Source organism: Sphingomonas fuzhouensis (assembly GCF_034659795.1).
Taxonomy (GTDB): domain Bacteria; phylum Pseudomonadota; class Alphaproteobacteria; order Sphingomonadales; family Sphingomonadaceae; genus Sphingomonas; species Sphingomonas fuzhouensis.
This window is the reverse complement of sequence record NZ_JAXSQY010000001.1, coordinates 134,907-149,748: the sequence shown is the minus strand read 5'-3', so window position 1 is coordinate 149,748 and position 14,842 is coordinate 134,907. Positions and strand designations below refer to the sequence as shown.

18 protein-coding genes are annotated in these 14,842 nt (G+C 65.9%); 12 read left to right on the top strand and 6 right to left on the bottom strand.

All coding sequences use genetic code 11. The features are described from left to right. Window positions 1–11: 11 nt before the first annotated feature. Entirely contained in the window at window positions 12–1,178 is a 1,167-nt protein-coding gene (gene hemW, locus U1H82_RS00750) for a radical SAM family heme chaperone HemW (protein ID WP_322963014.1), read from the top strand. A gap of 385 nt (window positions 1,179–1,563) precedes the next feature. Continuing rightward, a complete protein-coding gene (locus U1H82_RS00745) occupies window positions 1,564–4,602 on the top strand; it encodes a TonB-dependent receptor (RefSeq protein ID WP_322963013.1) in 3,039 nt (1,012 codons plus the stop codon). A 110-nt stretch (window positions 4,603–4,712) separates the two neighbouring features. Here U1H82_RS00745 and U1H82_RS00740 read toward each other — a convergent pair whose 3' ends face one another. Further along, the gene (locus U1H82_RS00740; RefSeq protein WP_322963758.1) at window positions 4,713–5,873 is read right to left on the bottom strand and encodes a penicillin-binding protein activator; all 1,161 of its coding nucleotides are present in this window, start codon (window positions 5,871–5,873) and stop codon (window positions 4,713–4,715) included. An 82-nt stretch (window positions 5,874–5,955) separates the two neighbouring features. Here U1H82_RS00740 and rsmI point away from each other — a divergent pair, with 82 nt between their 5' ends. The 7 genes from rsmI to gmk all read left to right on the top strand — a co-directional run bounded on the left by rsmI (window position 5,956) and on the right by gmk (window position 10,053). Beyond that, the gene (gene rsmI, locus U1H82_RS00735) at window positions 5,956–6,825 is read left to right on the top strand and encodes a 16S rRNA (cytidine(1402)-2'-O)-methyltransferase (RefSeq protein WP_322963012.1); all 870 of its coding nucleotides are present in this window, start codon (window positions 5,956–5,958) and stop codon (window positions 6,823–6,825) included. A gap of 64 nt (window positions 6,826–6,889) precedes the next feature. Further along, entirely contained in the window at window positions 6,890–7,258 is a 369-nt protein-coding gene (locus U1H82_RS00730; protein WP_322963011.1) for an STAS/SEC14 domain-containing protein, read from the top strand. 28 nt (window positions 7,259–7,286) lie between these two features. Beyond that, window positions 7,287–7,673: a YraN family protein gene (locus U1H82_RS00725; protein WP_322963010.1), complete on the top strand. Its 387-nt coding sequence runs from the start codon at window positions 7,287–7,289 to the stop codon at window positions 7,671–7,673. A gap of 70 nt (window positions 7,674–7,743) precedes the next feature. Further along, a complete protein-coding gene (gshB, locus tag U1H82_RS00720) occupies window positions 7,744–8,706 on the top strand; it encodes a glutathione synthase (RefSeq protein WP_322963009.1) in 963 nt (320 codons plus the stop codon). 190 nt (window positions 8,707–8,896) lie between these two features. Further along, on the top strand, window positions 8,897–9,106 hold the full coding sequence (locus tag U1H82_RS00715) for a hypothetical protein (RefSeq protein WP_322963008.1): 210 nt from the start codon (window positions 8,897–8,899) through the stop codon (window positions 9,104–9,106). After that, window positions 9,103–9,312, top strand: a complete 210-nt coding sequence (locus U1H82_RS00710; protein ID WP_322963007.1) for a hypothetical protein — start codon at window positions 9,103–9,105, stop codon at window positions 9,310–9,312. The genes U1H82_RS00715 and U1H82_RS00710 overlap by 4 nt, the downstream gene beginning before the upstream one ends. 81 nt (window positions 9,313–9,393) lie before the next feature. Next, window positions 9,394–10,053 (top strand): guanylate kinase, encoded by a 660-nt coding sequence (gmk, locus tag U1H82_RS00705; protein WP_322963006.1) that lies wholly within the window; start codon window positions 9,394–9,396, stop codon window positions 10,051–10,053. Window positions 10,054–10,090: 37 nt separating this feature from the next. On the opposite strand, the gene U1H82_RS00700 is transcribed toward gmk, so the two are convergent. The 3 genes from U1H82_RS00700 to U1H82_RS00690 are packed head-to-tail and all read right to left on the bottom strand — an operon-like array spanning window position 10,091 to window position 11,648. Further along, complete coding sequence (locus tag U1H82_RS00700) at window positions 10,091–10,774, bottom strand: ATP12 family chaperone protein (RefSeq protein ID WP_322963005.1); 684 nt, start codon at window positions 10,772–10,774, stop codon at window positions 10,091–10,093. Further along, window positions 10,771–10,986: a PH domain-containing protein gene (locus U1H82_RS00695; RefSeq protein WP_322963004.1), complete on the bottom strand. Its 216-nt coding sequence runs from the start codon at window positions 10,984–10,986 to the stop codon at window positions 10,771–10,773. Before U1H82_RS00695 ends, U1H82_RS00700 begins: the two co-directional genes overlap by 4 nt. Beyond that, window positions 10,983–11,648, bottom strand: a complete 666-nt coding sequence (locus tag U1H82_RS00690; protein WP_322963003.1) for an HAD-IA family hydrolase — start codon at window positions 11,646–11,648, stop codon at window positions 10,983–10,985. Before U1H82_RS00690 ends, U1H82_RS00695 begins: the two co-directional genes overlap by 4 nt. 166 nt (window positions 11,649–11,814) lie before the next feature. Here U1H82_RS00690 and U1H82_RS00685 point away from each other — a divergent pair, with 166 nt between their 5' ends. The 3 genes from U1H82_RS00685 (at window position 11,815) to U1H82_RS00675 (ending at window position 13,233) form a co-directional block, all read left to right on the top strand. Continuing rightward, a complete protein-coding gene (locus tag U1H82_RS00685) occupies window positions 11,815–12,207 on the top strand; it encodes a glycine zipper 2TM domain-containing protein (RefSeq protein ID WP_322963002.1) in 393 nt (130 codons plus the stop codon). A 127-nt stretch (window positions 12,208–12,334) separates the two neighbouring features. Further along, the gene (locus U1H82_RS00680) at window positions 12,335–12,670 is read left to right on the top strand and encodes a PadR family transcriptional regulator (RefSeq protein ID WP_322963001.1); all 336 of its coding nucleotides are present in this window, start codon (window positions 12,335–12,337) and stop codon (window positions 12,668–12,670) included. Beyond that, window positions 12,667–13,233 carry an HAAS signaling domain-containing protein gene (locus U1H82_RS00675; protein WP_322963000.1) on the top strand — a complete coding sequence of 189 codons (567 nt, stop codon included), beginning with the start codon at window positions 12,667–12,669 and terminating at the stop codon, window positions 13,231–13,233. The genes U1H82_RS00680 and U1H82_RS00675 overlap by 4 nt, the downstream gene beginning before the upstream one ends. Window positions 13,234–13,349: 116 nt before the next feature. Here the strand turns inward: U1H82_RS00675 and U1H82_RS00670 are convergent, their stop codons facing one another. Together U1H82_RS00670 and crcB are read right to left on the bottom strand one after the other, a co-directional pair. After that, entirely contained in the window at window positions 13,350–14,444 is a 1,095-nt protein-coding gene (locus U1H82_RS00670; RefSeq protein ID WP_322962999.1) for an RluA family pseudouridine synthase, read from the bottom strand. Further along, window positions 14,441–14,815, bottom strand: coding sequence for a fluoride efflux transporter CrcB (crcB, locus tag U1H82_RS00665; RefSeq protein ID WP_322962998.1), 375 nt, complete (start codon window positions 14,813–14,815; stop codon window positions 14,441–14,443). Before crcB ends, U1H82_RS00670 begins: the two co-directional genes overlap by 4 nt. Between the last annotated feature and the right edge of the window lie 27 nt (window positions 14,816–14,842).

The window sequence follows — 14,842 nt, the reverse complement described above, 5'->3', positions numbered from 1 at the left end:
CGGGCCCCATCATGTCCTCTGCAATATCGCCCTGTGCCTCCCCGACGCCCGCGCCGCTCGCTTTATATGTCCATTGGCCCTTCTGCGTGTCCAAATGCCCCTATTGCGACTTCAACAGCCATGTCCGCGAGTCGGTGGACCAGGCCGCCTGGGCCGATGCGCTGCTCGCGGACCTGGCGCATGAAGCGGCGGCGCTGCCGGGGCGGCAACTGACCTCGATCTTCTTCGGCGGCGGTACGCCCTCGCTGATGCCGCCCGCGACCGTCGCCGCGATCCTGGACGCGGCCGATCGGCATTGGGGCTTTGCCGAGGGGATCGAGATCACGCTGGAGGCCAACCCCTCCTCGGTCGAGGCGGCGCGCTTCGCCGACCTGGCCGCTGCCGGGGTCAACCGGGCATCGCTGGGCGTGCAGGCGCTGGACGACGAGGCACTGCGCTTCCTGGGCCGCGCGCATGGTGTCGACGAGGCGCTACGCGCGCTCCAGACCGCGCAAGAACAGTTCGGGCGGGTCAGCTTCGACCTGATCTATGCCCGTCCCGGCCAACCCCTGCCCGACTGGGAGGCCGAGCTGACCCGCGCGATCGGCTATGGCACCGAGCATCTGTCGCTCTACCAGCTGACCATCGAGCCGGGCACCCGCTTCGCGACCGAGGCGGCTGCCGGGCGGCTGGTCATCCCGGATGGCGATGCCGCCGCCGACCTGTTCGAGACGACCCGCGCGCTGACCGCCGCCGCCGGGCTGCCCGCCTATGAAACCTCCAACCACGCCCGAATCGGCGCGGAAAGCCGCCACAACCTGACCTATTGGCGATACGGCGATTACGCCGGGATCGGCCCCGGCGCGCACGGTCGCCGCGAAGGCGTCGCTACGGTGCGGCGCAAGAAGCCGGAGAACTGGATGGCAGCGGTCGACCGCAACGGCCACGGCATCGAACTGGAGGAAACCCTCCCCCCCACCACCCGCGCGACCGAGGCGCTGGTCATGGGCCTGCGCCTGACCGAGGGCGTCGACCTGACCCGCGTCACCGCGCTGGCCGACGGGCGCGACATGGTGAACCGTGCTGCGGTTGCCACCCTGTCGCAACAGGGCTTGGTCCGGCTGGATGGCGATCGGCTGATCGTCACCGAGGCGGGGGCGTTGCTGCTGGACGCGATCTTGCGAGAGGTCGTGGTCTAACGTCACCTCTCCGAAGGGCCTTGGGCGACACCGAAACGGCGGAATACGCAATGTCCGCATAGCTTCACCGTACGCTGTTGCAGCAAAACAACATGTGAACCGAAAATGAATGAATTTTCAGATTTTCACGCGGCCTTTTCCTCGGGAAATTCACTTAGATTAGGAATAGCACGCAAAAGCAGTCACTTGATCGGTGACATAGATCAGTAATACAATATATTATACTATATTGACCCTCGTTTTACCCTCTGCCTAAGTGATGTCCGAGGCCACACAAGGGAATTGGGGCCTCGCCAGATGTCACGTCCGATGATGGGCGGGCATATGAGGGGGATCATCACCGATGAGCATTCATACGATGCGGCGTCGCCGCAAAGGCATACTCTTGTCTGCTGCAGCCGCGATCGTCGCGGCGTCCGGCCTGACGGTCATTGCCGCGCCCGTGGCAGCGCAGGGCTATGTCAACGTCATCGCGGGCGGCTCGGTCACCGATGCCGCAGGCAAGCCGATTGCTGGCGCGACGGTGACGGTGACGTCGGATGCGCAGGGCTTTACCCGCAGCGCGACCACCGACCGCGACGGCAGCTACCAGATTCCGGAACTGCCGCCTGGCAGCTACAGCTTCACGATTAGTGCACCTGGCTATGCGACGTATCGCGAAGACAATGTCGCGCTGACCGCTGGCTCATCGTCGAACCGCTTTGCGCTGGGTGCCGAGAGCACTTCGGGTGAGATCACCGTGTCGGGCAAGCGCATCCGCACGTCCGATTTCGACAGCACCACGACCGGCGCGGTCATCGACGTTGCCGACATCGCCACCCGCCTGCCGGTTGGCCGCGACCTGCAATCGGTCATCCTGCTGGCGCCGGGCGCCAATGCCGGTGCGGGTGCATTCGGCGGCCTGCCGTCGATCAGCGGCGCGTCCGTTTCGGAAAACGCCTTCTTCGTCAACGGCTTGAATATCACCGACTTCCGTCGCAGCTTGGGCGCGGTCACGGTTCCGTTCGACTTCTATCAGAATGTCGAGGTCAAGACCGGCGGTTATGCGGCCGAGTTCGGTCGTTCGACCGGTGGTTTCATCAACGCGACGACCAAGTCGGGTTCGAACGAATTCCATGGCGGCATCCTGTTCAGCTGGAACCCGAACGACCTGCGATCGGCGACGAAGGACACGATCTACACGGACAACAAGCATGGGCGCTATGACGCGGCCACGATGACGGCGGAGCTGTCGGGCCCGTTGTGGAAGGATCACCTGTTCTTCTACGGCCTGTACCAGGCCCGCAACATCAACTCCGTCTTCGCAGGCCGGCAGTATTTCCCGGCGACCAATACGTTCCTGGGTACCTCGCGCACCTTCTACCGTACGGCCTCGCCCTTCTTCGGCGGTAAGATCGATGCCGTCATCACCAGCGGCCAGCGTCTGGAATTCACCTATTTCAACACGACCGGCGAAGGCACGTCGACCTATTACGGCAATACCAATTCGCTTGCCAACCGCTGGAACCCGGTGACCGGCCGCGATGGTCCGTATCAGGGTTATACCTATGGCCGTTACGGCGGCGCGAACTATGTCGGGCGCTATACCGGCGTGATGAGCAAGTGGCTGACACTGTCGGCCGCCTATGGCCGCAACGAAAATATTTCCTACGGCCAATCGATCAACGCGTCCAACTCGACCCTTCCGCCCGTGACCGATGCACGCACCGACCAAGCGATCAGCCTGACCAACCCTGGCGGCGCGATCAACTCGTCGAAGGACGTGCGTAAATTCTATCGCGGTGACGTCGACGTCTATTTCAAGGCGCTTGGCATGCACCATGTGCGCTTCGGCTATGACCGCGAAGAACTACTGTCCGACGTTCAGACGCTCGGAAGTGGTGGCGGCATCGGGTACACGATTCTTCGGGGCCGTGCGGGCGACCAATTCGGCGTGCCGGTCGGTACGGACTATGTTCGTCAGTCGAATTATGCCGTCGGCGGTGGCTTCCGTTCGTTGAACGATGCCTTCTATGCCCAGGACAGCTGGTCGCTGATGGAAAACCGGCTGAACCTGAATCTCGGCCTTCGTCTCGATCGCTTCACCAACCGCAATGGCGACGGTGCGGTCTTCTACAAGTCGGGCAACCAGTGGGGTCCGCGCCTGGGCTTCACCTTCGACCCGATCGGCAATCAGACCGACAAATTCTACGGCAGCTTCAGCCGCCTCTACATGCCGGTCGCCGCCAATACCAACATCCGTCTGGCAGGTGGTGAAACCTTCTATTGGCGCACCAATCTGTTCGGAGGCCTCGGTCCCAACAACATTCCGATCCTGGGCGCGCCGGTCCTATATTCGGGCGCTGTCGCCTGCCCCGATACCGGTATCGCCAATTGCGACGTGACCGGTACGGGTCGGGCCCCGGACACGCGCGGCCTGATCGCGCAGGGTCTGAAGCCCCAGTCGGCCGACGAATGGATCTTCGGCTACAGCAAGCGCGTCGATCGTTGGCGGTTCGAGACGTACCTGACGATCACCCGTCTTAACGAGGTTCTCGAAGACGCCGCGATCGACCGGGCGGTCAACAACTATTGCGCAGCGCAGAAGATCGCAGGCTGTGACAAGATCTGGGGCGGCTTCCATCAGTACGTCCTGATCAATCCGGGCCGCGGTGGTCCGATCACCCTGTCCGATCCGATCAACGGCGAATCGACGCCGCGTACCGTCAACTTCTCGGCAGCCGATCTGGGCTATGTGAAGGCAGAGCGCTTCCACCGGTCTATGACCTTCCGCGCGGTCCGCGACTTTGACGGCGTCTGGAGCCTGGAAGGGTCCTATGTCTATGGCAAGACGTACGGAAACTATGAAGGCGGCGTGAAGAGCGACAACGGACAGGGCGATACCGGCCTGACGCAGGACTTCGACCAGCCCGGTCTGCAGCGTGGCATGTACGGCTATTCGCCGAACGACCGCCGCCATGTCTTCAAGCTGTTCGGCAGCTATCAGTTCGGTCTCTTCAACGTCGGCGCCAGCTTCTCGGCCGCCGCGCCGCGCAAATATGGTTGTATCGGCACGGTTCCGCGCTCGGTCGACCCCTATGCGCGTGCCTATGGTGCGGCGGGTGCCTATTGCCAGGTCAAGCCCGACGGTACGATCAACACCGATCCGCTCGTGGCCTATCCGGTCCAGCTCGTCCGTCGCGGGACGGCATTCGATGGCCGCTGGCTCTTCACCGACGATATCGACATCTCGACGAAGATCCCGATCGGCCGCTCGAACGCCACGCTGCGTCTGACCGTGTTCAATTTCCTCAACCTGAAGACGCCGACCAACTTCAACGAGTTCGGCACGACTGGGAACGGCACGGCTTCGATCTACTATCGGACCGTCACCGGCTATCAGGGTGGCCGCAACGCCCGCCTGCAATTCCAGTACGCCTTCTGATCAATACCCCCAAGGGTTGTCCGGCTCACCAATCCGGACAACCCTGGACTTGGGGCCGGGATGAGCGATCATCCCGGCCCGCTTTTTATTCGGTCGGCATTCGAGGAAGATTACCCCCCGAACCCGGTCGGGGCCGGGCTGACCGTGATCGTGGTGCCGTCGCGGATTTCCTGGACCTCCAGCGCGCGTTCGGCGACGCCGTCGCGGCCGAAGCGGAAGGCGCCGTCGATGCCCGAGAAACCGTCCGATGCGCGCAGCCGCGTCTCGGGGAACGGCGCGTTCATCTTCCAGTCGCGCGCGATCCGCACGGTCAGCAGGACCGCGTCATAGCCCAGGCTGGACAGGCGATAGGGTGCGCTCCGGAACCGGGCCCGGTACTTCGTCGCATATTGGCGGTAGAGATTGTTCGACACGCTGGCGAACCACGCGCCGTTCAGCGCCGCCCGCGCGGCGATCCCCGATTCGGAATTCCACAGTTCGGTCCCCAACAGCCGGGTATTTGCACCCGATCCACGCTTGACGATCGGGGCCGCTACTGCCGCCGTCGCGCCGCCATCGGCGATCAGCACCGCGTCATAGGGTGCCTTGGCATTCAGCCGCTGCGCCGCCGCCGCGATGCCGCCCGCGACCCGGCCATAGGGCTGGAGCGAGACGACCTGCCCCCCTGCCCCCTCGACCGCACGCAGGAACGCGGTCGATGCGCGCTCGCCATAAAGGCCGTTGGGCACGAGGCCCGCAAAGGTCGTGACGCCGCGCCCCCGCGCATAGCCCACGACCCGGTCGATCGACTGGGCGGGCGTATAGCCCATCAGGAACGTACCGTTCCCCGCCACACCGGCATCGTTGGAAAAGCTGATGACCGGCACCCGCGCCGCGCGCGCGATCGGCGCGACCGCGCGGACATCCTCGGACAGGAGCGGCCCCAGGATCAGCTGCGCGCCCTCGGCGATCGCCTTTTGCGCGGCGGCGGCGGCGCCCGTCGCCGTGTCGTAATTGGTGATGCGGATCGTATCGGCCTGTGCATCGAGCAGCGCCATCATCGTGGCATTGGCGATCGACTGCCCCACCCCGGCATTGCTGCCCGACAGCGGCACCAGCAACGCGATACGGTGGCGCGCGGTGTCACGCGGCAGGCCGGCCTCCGGCTCGGTCGAGGGGCGCGGGCTGGTCGGCACCGGCCGGGTCTGCGGCTGGTCGACGGGGCCGCGCGGCACGATCGTCTGACAGGCGGCGAGCGCCAGCGTCGTCGCCAGCGCGACCGCGCGGCCCAACCGCCCGTGGCTACCCAGCGATACGCGATGGAAGCGGCCCCGAATAACGGCCCCCGGTTGTACGAACAGCCCTGCCTCTGTCATGACGATCCCCGTGACCCAATCCGAACACACTCTCGAACCCGGCCTGTACATCGTCGCGACCCCTATCGGCAATCTCGGCGATCTGTCCCCGCGCGCGGCCAACATATTGACAAACGCCGATGTCATCGCGGTCGAGGACAGCCGCGTGACCGCCGGACTGCTCCGTCATATCGGGGTCAAGCGGCCGATGCAGCCCTATCACGATCACAATGCCGAGCATGTCCGCCCCGGCCTGATCGCGCGCATGGCGACCCAGGCGGTGGCTTTGGTGTCGGACGCCGGAACCCCGCTGATCTCCGATCCCGGCTATAAGCTGGTACGCGATGCCCGCGCGGCGGGCCATGCGGTGGTGACGATCCCCGGCCCCTGCGCCGCCATCGCCGCGCTGACGCTGGCGGGCTTGCCGACCGACCGTTTCCTATTCGCGGGCTTCCTGCCGCCCAAGGAAAAGGCGCGCGCCGATGCAATTGCCGAGATCGCCGGCATCCGCGCCACCCTCGTCCTCTATGAATCGGGGCCGCGCCTCGCCGCGACGCTTACCGCCCTGGCGCAGGGGCTGGGCGACCGCGAGGCGGCGGTGACTCGCGAAATCACCAAGAAATTCGAGGAAGCGGTGACCGGCACCCTCTCCACCCTCGCCGCGCGCTATGCCGAGGGCGGGCCGAAGGGGGAGATCGCGATCGTCGTCGCCCCGCCGGGCGAAGCGCCGCCCGCGACCGAACAGGACGCCGACGCCGCGCTGGCCGAGGCGCTGACCCGCCTGCCGGTCGGCCGCGCGGCCAGTGAAGTCGCCAAGGCGCTGGGGCTGGACCGCAAGGCGCTCTATGCCCGTGCATTGACAATGAAGGACGGAAATTCAAGCGATTAGGGTGCCGCGTTAGCAATTCGGCAAGGGTCACGGGCGCATGTCAGATCAAGGAGCCGCTCCCCCCATGTATTCCTTCGAATTTCGCCGCGACATCAACCTGCTCGACATATGCTGGTCGGGGTTGTTCACGCCGGACATCGCGATGCGCTATGCGCGCGAACTGGTGGACGCGTTTCGACGCAGTGGCTTCCGCCCCGGCTATCGCCTGCGCATCGACATGAGCGCGATCACGGTCCAACCGAAGGATGCGATCATGACCGTGCACGAAGCGCTGAGCGATTTCCCCCGCGCCAGCCGCATCGCGATGGTGACGAGCAGCGCGATCGGGCGGCAACAGATACGGCGGCTGATGACCCAGCCCTATATGCGCGTGTTCGACAATGCCGACGATAGCCTGGCCTGGCTGACATCGCCGGAGGAAAGCCTCGCCTGAAGCCCCTGCCATGGGCTAGCAAAGCTCCATGTCGCGCGTCCCGCCCCACAGCCCCCGCCCACAGCATGACCGCCGTGCCGCCGAGGAGGTCGGCCGACGCGGCGAACGGCTGGCCGCATGGTGGTTGCGCCTGAAAGGCTGGTCGATCCTCGACCGCCGCGTCCGCACCCCTGCCGGTGAGGTCGACCTGATCGCGCGGCGCGGGTCGCTGGTCGCGTTCGTCGAGGTAAAGACGCGCAAGACCGCCGCCGAACTCGACTTCGCGATCGACGAACGGCGGCTGGCGCGGGTCGCGGCGGCGGCGGAAGTGCTGATGCCCAGCTATGCCGGGCCGAACGACGATATCCGGGTCGACGTGATCCTGCTCGCCCCCGGTACGCGGCCGCGTCACATCGAAAATGCCTGGTGCGGATGACGCGTGGGTGACAGGCGGGCGGTCAGCGACTACCTCCCCCTCGAAGATCGACCGAAGGAAGGAACGCCGCATGACCCAGTCGCTGACCGTCGCCGTCCAGATGGACCCGATGGACCAGATCAACATCGCGGGCGATTCGAGCTTCGCGCTGATGCTGTCGGCGCAGGCGCGCGGGCACCGGCTGTTCCATTATGATGCGGGCGACCTCAACTGGTCGGACGGCCATCTGTGGACCAAGGCGCATCCCGTCACCGTACAGCGGGTCGCGGGGGACCATTATAGCTTCGGCGAACCGGTGAAGCTGGACCTGGGCGACGAGGCCGATGTCGTGCTGATGCGGCAGGACCCGCCCTTCGACCTGGGCTATATCACCGCCACGCACCTGCTGGAGCGGGTCGCCGAGAAGACCTTGGTCGTCAACAATCCGCGCAGCGTGCGCAACGCTCCGGAAAAGGTCTTCGTCCTCGACTATCCGCAGTTCATGCCGCCGACGCTCGTCACCCGCTCGCTGGATGAGGCGCGCAGCTTTCTGGCGCAGCATGGCGAGATCGTCATCAAGCCGCTGCACGGCAATGGCGGCAAGGCGATCTTCAAGGTCGGGCGCGACGGCGCGAACCTGTCGGCGTTGATCGAGGTGTTCAATACCGCGTACCGCGAACCGCATATGGTGCAGGCGTTCCTGCCTGCCGTGGCCAAGGGCGACAAGCGCATCGTCCTGATCGACGGTGAGGTCGCAGGCGCGATCAACCGCCTGCCGGGCGAGGGTGAAATCCGCTCCAACCTGGCGGTCGGTGGATCGGCGGAGAAGACCAAATTGACGGCGCGCGAGCGCGAAATCTGCGCAGTGCTGGGGCCGGAGCTGAAGCGGCGCGGGCTGTTGTTCGTCGGGATTGATGTAATCGGCGGCGAATGGCTGACCGAGATCAACGTCACCTCCCCCACCGGCATCGTCGCGATCGAGAAATTCGACGGCACCGACGTCGCCGCCATGATCTGGGACGCGATCGAGGCGAAGGTCGCGGCGAAGGGCTAAAAATATTCCTCCCCTGCAAGGGGAGGTGGCAGGCCGAAGGCCTGACGGAGGGGTGTTGCCCCCATCGAGAACGGGACACCCCTCCGTCGCGCTACGCGCGCCACCTACCCGTGCCGGGGAGGAATGACACTTACGGAACCCTTGCCCCTCCCCATGCTTTTCCTGACCCGAGCAAGGAAGGGCATGTGCAATGGGTGCAACAACCATCGGCGCCATGGTGGGCGCGGCGATCGACGGGCTGTCGGGTGACGATGGCGTCGCCGATGGTGCCGTCATCGGCGCGGTGACCGCCAACGTCCTGAAGATCGTGCTGCCGCTCGCCATCACCTATGCGGTGGGCTGGGCGGTGCTGCGCGGTGCGGGTGAATTGAAGGACCGGGTTTTCGGAGAAGTGCAATGATCGGACGTATCATCGGCGCGCTCGTCGGGCGCGAAGTCAGCCGTCGTGACGGCAATAGCGGTTTGAAGGGTGCAGCACTCGGTGCGCTGGCGGTCGGCGGCATGCGCCGCCTGGGTCCGCTCGGCCTGCTGCTCGGCGGCGGCTATGCGGCCAAGAAGGCCTATGACCGGCACAAGGCCGGAAAGGCGACCGGCGCGCGCATCTGAACCCGGTTTCGGGACGCTGAAGTTGCCGCAGCGCGTCAGCCATGGCTTGACGCGCTGCAACAGCGTGCGTCAAAGGCAGACATGCCCAATTCGCCCGCTCATTCCGACGATCCCCACAAGCTGAAGCGCCGCGGCATGTTGTTCGTGCTGTCCTCGCCCTCGGGCGCGGGCAAGTCGACCATCGCGCGCAAGCTGCTGGCCGATGATACGGGCCTGCAAATGTCGGTGTCGGCGACGACGCGCGGGATGCGGCCGGGGGAGGTCGACGGCAAGGACTATCATTTCGTCGATCTGGAAGAATTTCGCCGCATGGTGGCGAATGACGAGTTCCTGGAATGGGCGCACGTCTTCGACAACCGCTATGGCACGCCCCGCGCGCAGGTCGAGGCGATGCTGGCGGCGGGCAAGGACGTGCTGTTCGATATCGACTGGCAGGGCGCGCAGCAGCTGTTCCAGATCGCGGGCGGCGACGTGGTCCGCGTGTTCATCTTCCCCCCCTCGATGGAGGAGCTGCGCCAGCGACTGGAACGCCGCGCCACCGACTCGGTCGAGGTGATCGACGCCCGCATGGCCCGCGCGACCAACGAGGTCAGCCACTGGGACGGATACGACTATGTCCTGGTCAATGACGATGTCGAACAGTGTTTCGAGGGGGTGAAGACGATCCTCCAGGCCGAGCGACTGAAGCGCTCGCGCCAGACCGGGCTGATCGGCTTCATCCGGAAGCTGACGACGAAGTGACCGTCATCCCGGCGAAAGCCGGGATTTCCGGCGTGCCTTACCCCAGCGCTGTCAGGAACAGGACCGCCGCGTCATATTCCCGGCGCTTCGCCGCCCGCGCTTCGATGGCGAGATAATCCTCGCCCCATATCTCGGCCTGAAAATCCTCGTCGACATGCGCGGCGGTCCAGACGGTATCGGCATCCGCCGCACCCTCCAGCAGCGCCAGCGCCAGCACCAGCGAGCCGGTGATCGTCACCACCGGTGACAATGCCGCCAGACGGAACGGGTCGAGCGCCGCGACCGCCTGCGCCAGTTGCTCGACGGTGGCGGCCGGCTGGGGCTGGTGCATGATCCCCGTGACCAGCGTGAAGTGGATATCATAGCGATCCCGCGCCCAATCGAGCAGCGGGTTCCACGCCGCATCCTGCCGCTCGACCAGTTCCGGTGGCGAATCGGCACGATAACAAAGCAGGTCGCTCTCGGCATAGCGCGCCAGCCCTTGCGCGAAGGGCATGGGGTCCGCCGCGATCCGGTCGATCGCCGCATTGGCGAGACCCGTCAGCGGCATGGCACGCGGATCGACCGTCTCCTCCACACCGCGCCACTCGCCCGCCACCGCCTCGGCCAGCGGAAGGGTCGGCAGCGCCAGCGGCACCCGACCCGGCGTACGCACCGGTCGGTCGTCCAGCCGCACCACCCGCTCGGCGTCGACCGTCACATCTTTCCAGAACCGCTTCATTCGCCCCCACTCCGCCAGCGGTGCGCAAGACCTGCCGGCACGATCGCGATCATGGCCAGCGCCGACAGGACAATGGCGATGCCCAGCGCCTTGTGCGGCCAGGCCACCCCGCGCGAGGCCAGCGCCACGCCGAACAACGCGCCCGCCACGCCGATCAGGCGCACACCCATGATGATGAACCAGCGCCGCCTGGCGCGCGTATCGCCGGTCATGGCCGCACCAGCAGCGCAGGCAGATCCGCGACATCCTGCGCCACCACATCGGCCCCTGCGTTCACCAGTTCGCGCACGTCATGATATCCCCAGGCGACACCGACCGCGAAGGCGCCCGCCGCCTTGCCCATCGCCATGTCGAAGCTCGTATCCCCGATCATCGCGACATCCGCCGCCGCCACGCCGGTTTCGGCCATCGCGGCGAACACCATCGACGGGTCGGGCTTGGAGGGATGCCGATCGGCGGTCTGCAACGTGACGAAATGATGGCTGAGCCCATGTTCCGCCAGCACGCGCGCCAGCCCGCGATCCGACTTGCCGGTCGCCACGCCCATCAGCCAGCCCTCCTCCGCCAGATGGTCGAGCAAAGCGGGGATGCCGTCGAACAGCGGCTCGGGCTCCATCGCGCCTGCCGTGCGCAGGCGGAAAAAGGCGGCCTTATAGTCGCTGGCCAGTTGGTGATGCATCCGGTCCGGCTGGTCGGGTGCCAGCACGCGCATCGCCTCGACCAGGCTGAGCCCGACGATTCGACGGATGGCAGTGGCGGGCGGCGGGGTCAGGTCGGCCAGGGTGAACGCCTCGACGGCGGCGAGACAGATATTGGCCTGGCTATCGACCAGAGTGCCGTCGCAATCGAACAGGGCAAGGCGCGGGCGCGTCATCGCCCCCTCCTATCGGCAAGGCGCACGCGGGGGAAGCATGACGTTTCGCATGAACAACAGCTAACAACCGCATTCAGCATCCGAACATGGCGAATCACTCATAAGGGCTTCAACGACGACGGGAATCATCCCGCCGCCGCCGGTTTGAAGATCAAGGGAGATCGTGATGTTCAAGAAGCTTTCGCTCGCTGCCGCCGCCCTTGCCGTCGGCGCCACGGCCATGGTTCCGACCGCTGCTTCGGCGCAGCGTTATTATGATCGTTACGACCGTGCCTATGGCGACGCCTATTCGGACGGTTACAATCGCGGCCCGCGTTACGATCGCGGCTATCGCGGTGATCGCGGCTATTATGACCAGCGCGGCTATGCCTATCGTGGGCCGCAGCGCTGCAACAGCGGCACGACGGGCACCATCGTCGGCGCGATCGCGGGTGGCCTGCTGGGCCGCACGATCGATACGCGGGGCGACCGGACCCTCGGCACGATCCTGGGCGGCGGCGCAGGTGCGCTGGCGGGCCATGCGATCGAAAAGTCGAACAACCCCGGCTATTGCCGCTGATCGTCGGGCTTGAGGGGGCACCCGTCCCCCTCACCCACAGTCACGGAACCCCGTCGTCCCATGTCGGCGGGTTTTTTTGATACCTATGCACCTTGCATAGCAAGGTACATGGCGTTACCGTTCGACCATGGATATCGGAAGCTGGCAATCGCAATTGCGCAAAGGGGCCGCCGAGCTGGTGTTGTTGTCGGTCCTGTCGCGCGGCGAGGCCTATGGCCTGGAGATTCTCGCGCGCATCCGGGCGGGCGGCGATCTGGTCAGCGAAGGGAGTCTCTATCCCCTGCTGGCCCGGCTGGAGAAAGCGGGCCGGATCGCAGGCCGCTGGGAATTGCCCGCCGAGGGCGGCAATCCGCGCAAATATTATCGCCTGACCCCGGAAGGGGCAGCGCTGGCCGAGGCGATGCGTGCCGCCTGGGTCGATTTCCGAACCACCATCACCACCCTTGTCGAGGATCAGCCATGACCGAGCCTGCCCGCCTCATCGCCGACTATGTCCGTCGCCTGCGCTGGTCACTTCAGGCGATCCCGGCCGAGGATCGCGCAGGGCTGACCCGCGAGATCGAAAGCCACCTGACCGACAGCCTCGCTGCAGGGCGCGACTCGCTCGACGCCGCGATCGCGGCAATGGGCCCGCCCCATGCGCTGGCGGCGCGCTATGTTCAGGAGTTCCGACTGGCCGGTGCGCTGGGCGACGATCGCCCTGCTCCTTTGATCCGGGCCATGCTGGTCCGGTCGGGACGCAGCGCGGCGGCGTTCGGCGCGGTGCTGGCGGCGATGCTGCTCTATCTGTTCGCGCTGTGCTTCGCGGCGGTCGCGATGGCGAAGCCGCTCTTTCCCAGCCATGTCGGGCTCTGGTCGCTGCCCCAGGGCTCGGCCTTCGGCATCCTCACCGATCCACCTGCCGCGCCGGAGATGATGGGGCTATGGGTCCTGCCGCTCGGGCTGGCCGGGGCGCTGGCCTGCTATGCGCTGGCGACGATGGTCCTGCGCGGTGCCGGACGACATGTGTTGCTGTCGTTCCACTGACCCTCCACGACACGGGGAGGTGGCAGGGCGCAAGCCCTGACGCATAGGACAACCCCTGTGCCCCCCCTCCACCATGCTGCGCATGGTCCCCCCCTCCCGTACCGGGGAGGATTGAATTACCGCGTGCCCCGGCCGCGCCGTTCGCCGCGGCGTTCCTTGCGATATTGCTTGGCATGCGCCTTGGCGCGCTGCTTCAGCACGTCCTTAGGCGGGGGCCCGCGATCCTCGTCCTGGGGCAGGACGTCGCCGCGAATCTCGTCGAAGCCGAGCTGGTTCATCGATTCGGCGAAGTGGTGGGGCAGTTCAGCGGTCTGGTCGATGCGGCCGCCATCGGGATGATCGACCCGGATGCGGCGCGCGTGCAGGTGCATCTTGCGGCTGATCCCGCCGGTCAGGAACGCCGCCGCGCCGCCATATTTGCCGTCGCCGACGATGGGATGGCCGATCGCCGCCATGTGCACGCGCAACTGATGGGTGCGGCCGGTGAACGGCTGCAACTCGACCCAACAACAGCTATTGCCCGCCCGCTCGATCACGCGGTAGCGCGAGCGCGCCGACTGGCCGTTTTCCTCGTCGACATGCATCTTCTCGCCGCCGGTGCCTGGCTGCTTGGCGATGGGCAGTTCGATCGTGCCGTCATCGATCGAAGGCACGCCGACAACCAGCGCCCAGTAGATCTTCTTGGCGGTGCGCCCCGAAAACGCCTTGGCGAAGAACGCCGCCGCACGCGCATTGCGCGCGACGAGCAGCGCGCCCGACGTGTCCTTGTCCAGCCGGTGGACCAGCTTGGGCCGCCCCTCCGCCTCGAACTGCAGCGCGTCGAGCAGGCCGTCGACATGCTGCGTCGTCTTGGTGCCGCCCTGCGTCGCCAGACCCGGCGGCTTGTTCAGGACCAGCGCGTCGCGATCCTTGTGGATCACCATCTCGCGCGCGAACGACTCCTCGTCCTCGGACAGGATGTGGCGCGGCCGCATCGTCGGCTTGCTGCTTTCGGCCAGCGCGGGCTCGGCCGGGGGTACGCGCAGCACCTGGCCCGCCGAAATCCGGTCGCCCGGCGTGGCGCGCAAGCCATCGACGCGCAGCTGGCCGGTGCGTGCCCATTTGGCGACAGTGGTAAAGCTGGTCTCGGGCATATGCCGCTTGAACCAGCGGTCCAGCCGGATGCCGTCATCGTCATAGCCGACGGTAAATTGGCGGACAGAGTCCGTCATGCGAAAATCCTTGTTAGCGAAAGTCCGGCCCACAACGCGGCCAGCGAACCTAGCAACGACAAGGCGATATAACCGAGCGCGACCGTCATTTGGCCGCGTTCGATCAAGGTGATGGTATCGAGCGAGAAGGAGGAAAAGGTGGTGAAGCCCCCCAATATCCCGACGCCGATGAACAGCCGCCACCCCTCCGTGCCGCCGGTCCGGGCGAGGACGCCCGCCAGCAATCCCATCAGCAAACCGCCGACCCAGTTGACGGTCAGCGTGCCATAGGGAAAGTCCGGGCCGAACGCATCGAGCATATAGCGGCCGGTCCAATACCGGGCGCCCGAGCCCAATGCGCCGCCCAGCATCACGAGAAGAAGCGGTGACATGATCCGCTTCCCTTAGCGCAAGCCCGT

Excerpts from the sequence above, each read along its gene's own strand:
- hemW (WP_322963014.1), top strand. The coding sequence starts at position 12 with ATGTCCTCTGCAATATCGCCCTGTGCCTCCCCGACGCCCGCGCCGCTC.
- rsmI (WP_322963012.1), top strand. The coding sequence starts at position 5,956 with ATGACGATCCCCGTGACCCAATCCGAACACACTCTCGAACCCGGCCTG.
- U1H82_RS00730 (WP_322963011.1), top strand. The coding sequence starts at position 6,890 with ATGTATTCCTTCGAATTTCGCCGCGACATCAACCTGCTCGACATATGC.
- U1H82_RS00725 (WP_322963010.1), top strand. The coding sequence starts at position 7,287 with ATGTCGCGCGTCCCGCCCCACAGCCCCCGCCCACAGCATGACCGCCGT.
- gshB (WP_322963009.1), top strand. The coding sequence starts at position 7,744 with ATGACCCAGTCGCTGACCGTCGCCGTCCAGATGGACCCGATGGACCAG.
- U1H82_RS00715 (WP_322963008.1), top strand. The coding sequence starts at position 8,897 with ATGGGTGCAACAACCATCGGCGCCATGGTGGGCGCGGCGATCGACGGG.
- U1H82_RS00710 (WP_322963007.1), top strand. The coding sequence starts at position 9,103 with ATGATCGGACGTATCATCGGCGCGCTCGTCGGGCGCGAAGTCAGCCGT.
- gmk (WP_322963006.1), top strand. The coding sequence starts at position 9,394 with ATGCCCAATTCGCCCGCTCATTCCGACGATCCCCACAAGCTGAAGCGC.
- U1H82_RS00700 (WP_322963005.1), bottom strand. The coding sequence starts at position 10,774 with ATGAAGCGGTTCTGGAAAGATGTGACGGTCGACGCCGAGCGGGTGGTG.
- U1H82_RS00695 (WP_322963004.1), bottom strand. The coding sequence starts at position 10,986 with ATGACCGGCGATACGCGCGCCAGGCGGCGCTGGTTCATCATCATGGGT.
- U1H82_RS00690 (WP_322963003.1), bottom strand. The coding sequence starts at position 11,648 with ATGACGCGCCCGCGCCTTGCCCTGTTCGATTGCGACGGCACTCTGGTC.
- U1H82_RS00685 (WP_322963002.1), top strand. The coding sequence starts at position 11,815 with ATGTTCAAGAAGCTTTCGCTCGCTGCCGCCGCCCTTGCCGTCGGCGCC.
- U1H82_RS00680 (WP_322963001.1), top strand. The coding sequence starts at position 12,335 with ATGGATATCGGAAGCTGGCAATCGCAATTGCGCAAAGGGGCCGCCGAG.
- U1H82_RS00675 (WP_322963000.1), top strand. The coding sequence starts at position 12,667 with ATGACCGAGCCTGCCCGCCTCATCGCCGACTATGTCCGTCGCCTGCGC.
- U1H82_RS00670 (WP_322962999.1), bottom strand. The coding sequence starts at position 14,444 with ATGACGGACTCTGTCCGCCAATTTACCGTCGGCTATGACGATGACGGC.
- crcB (WP_322962998.1), bottom strand. The coding sequence starts at position 14,815 with ATGTCACCGCTTCTTCTCGTGATGCTGGGCGGCGCATTGGGCTCGGGC.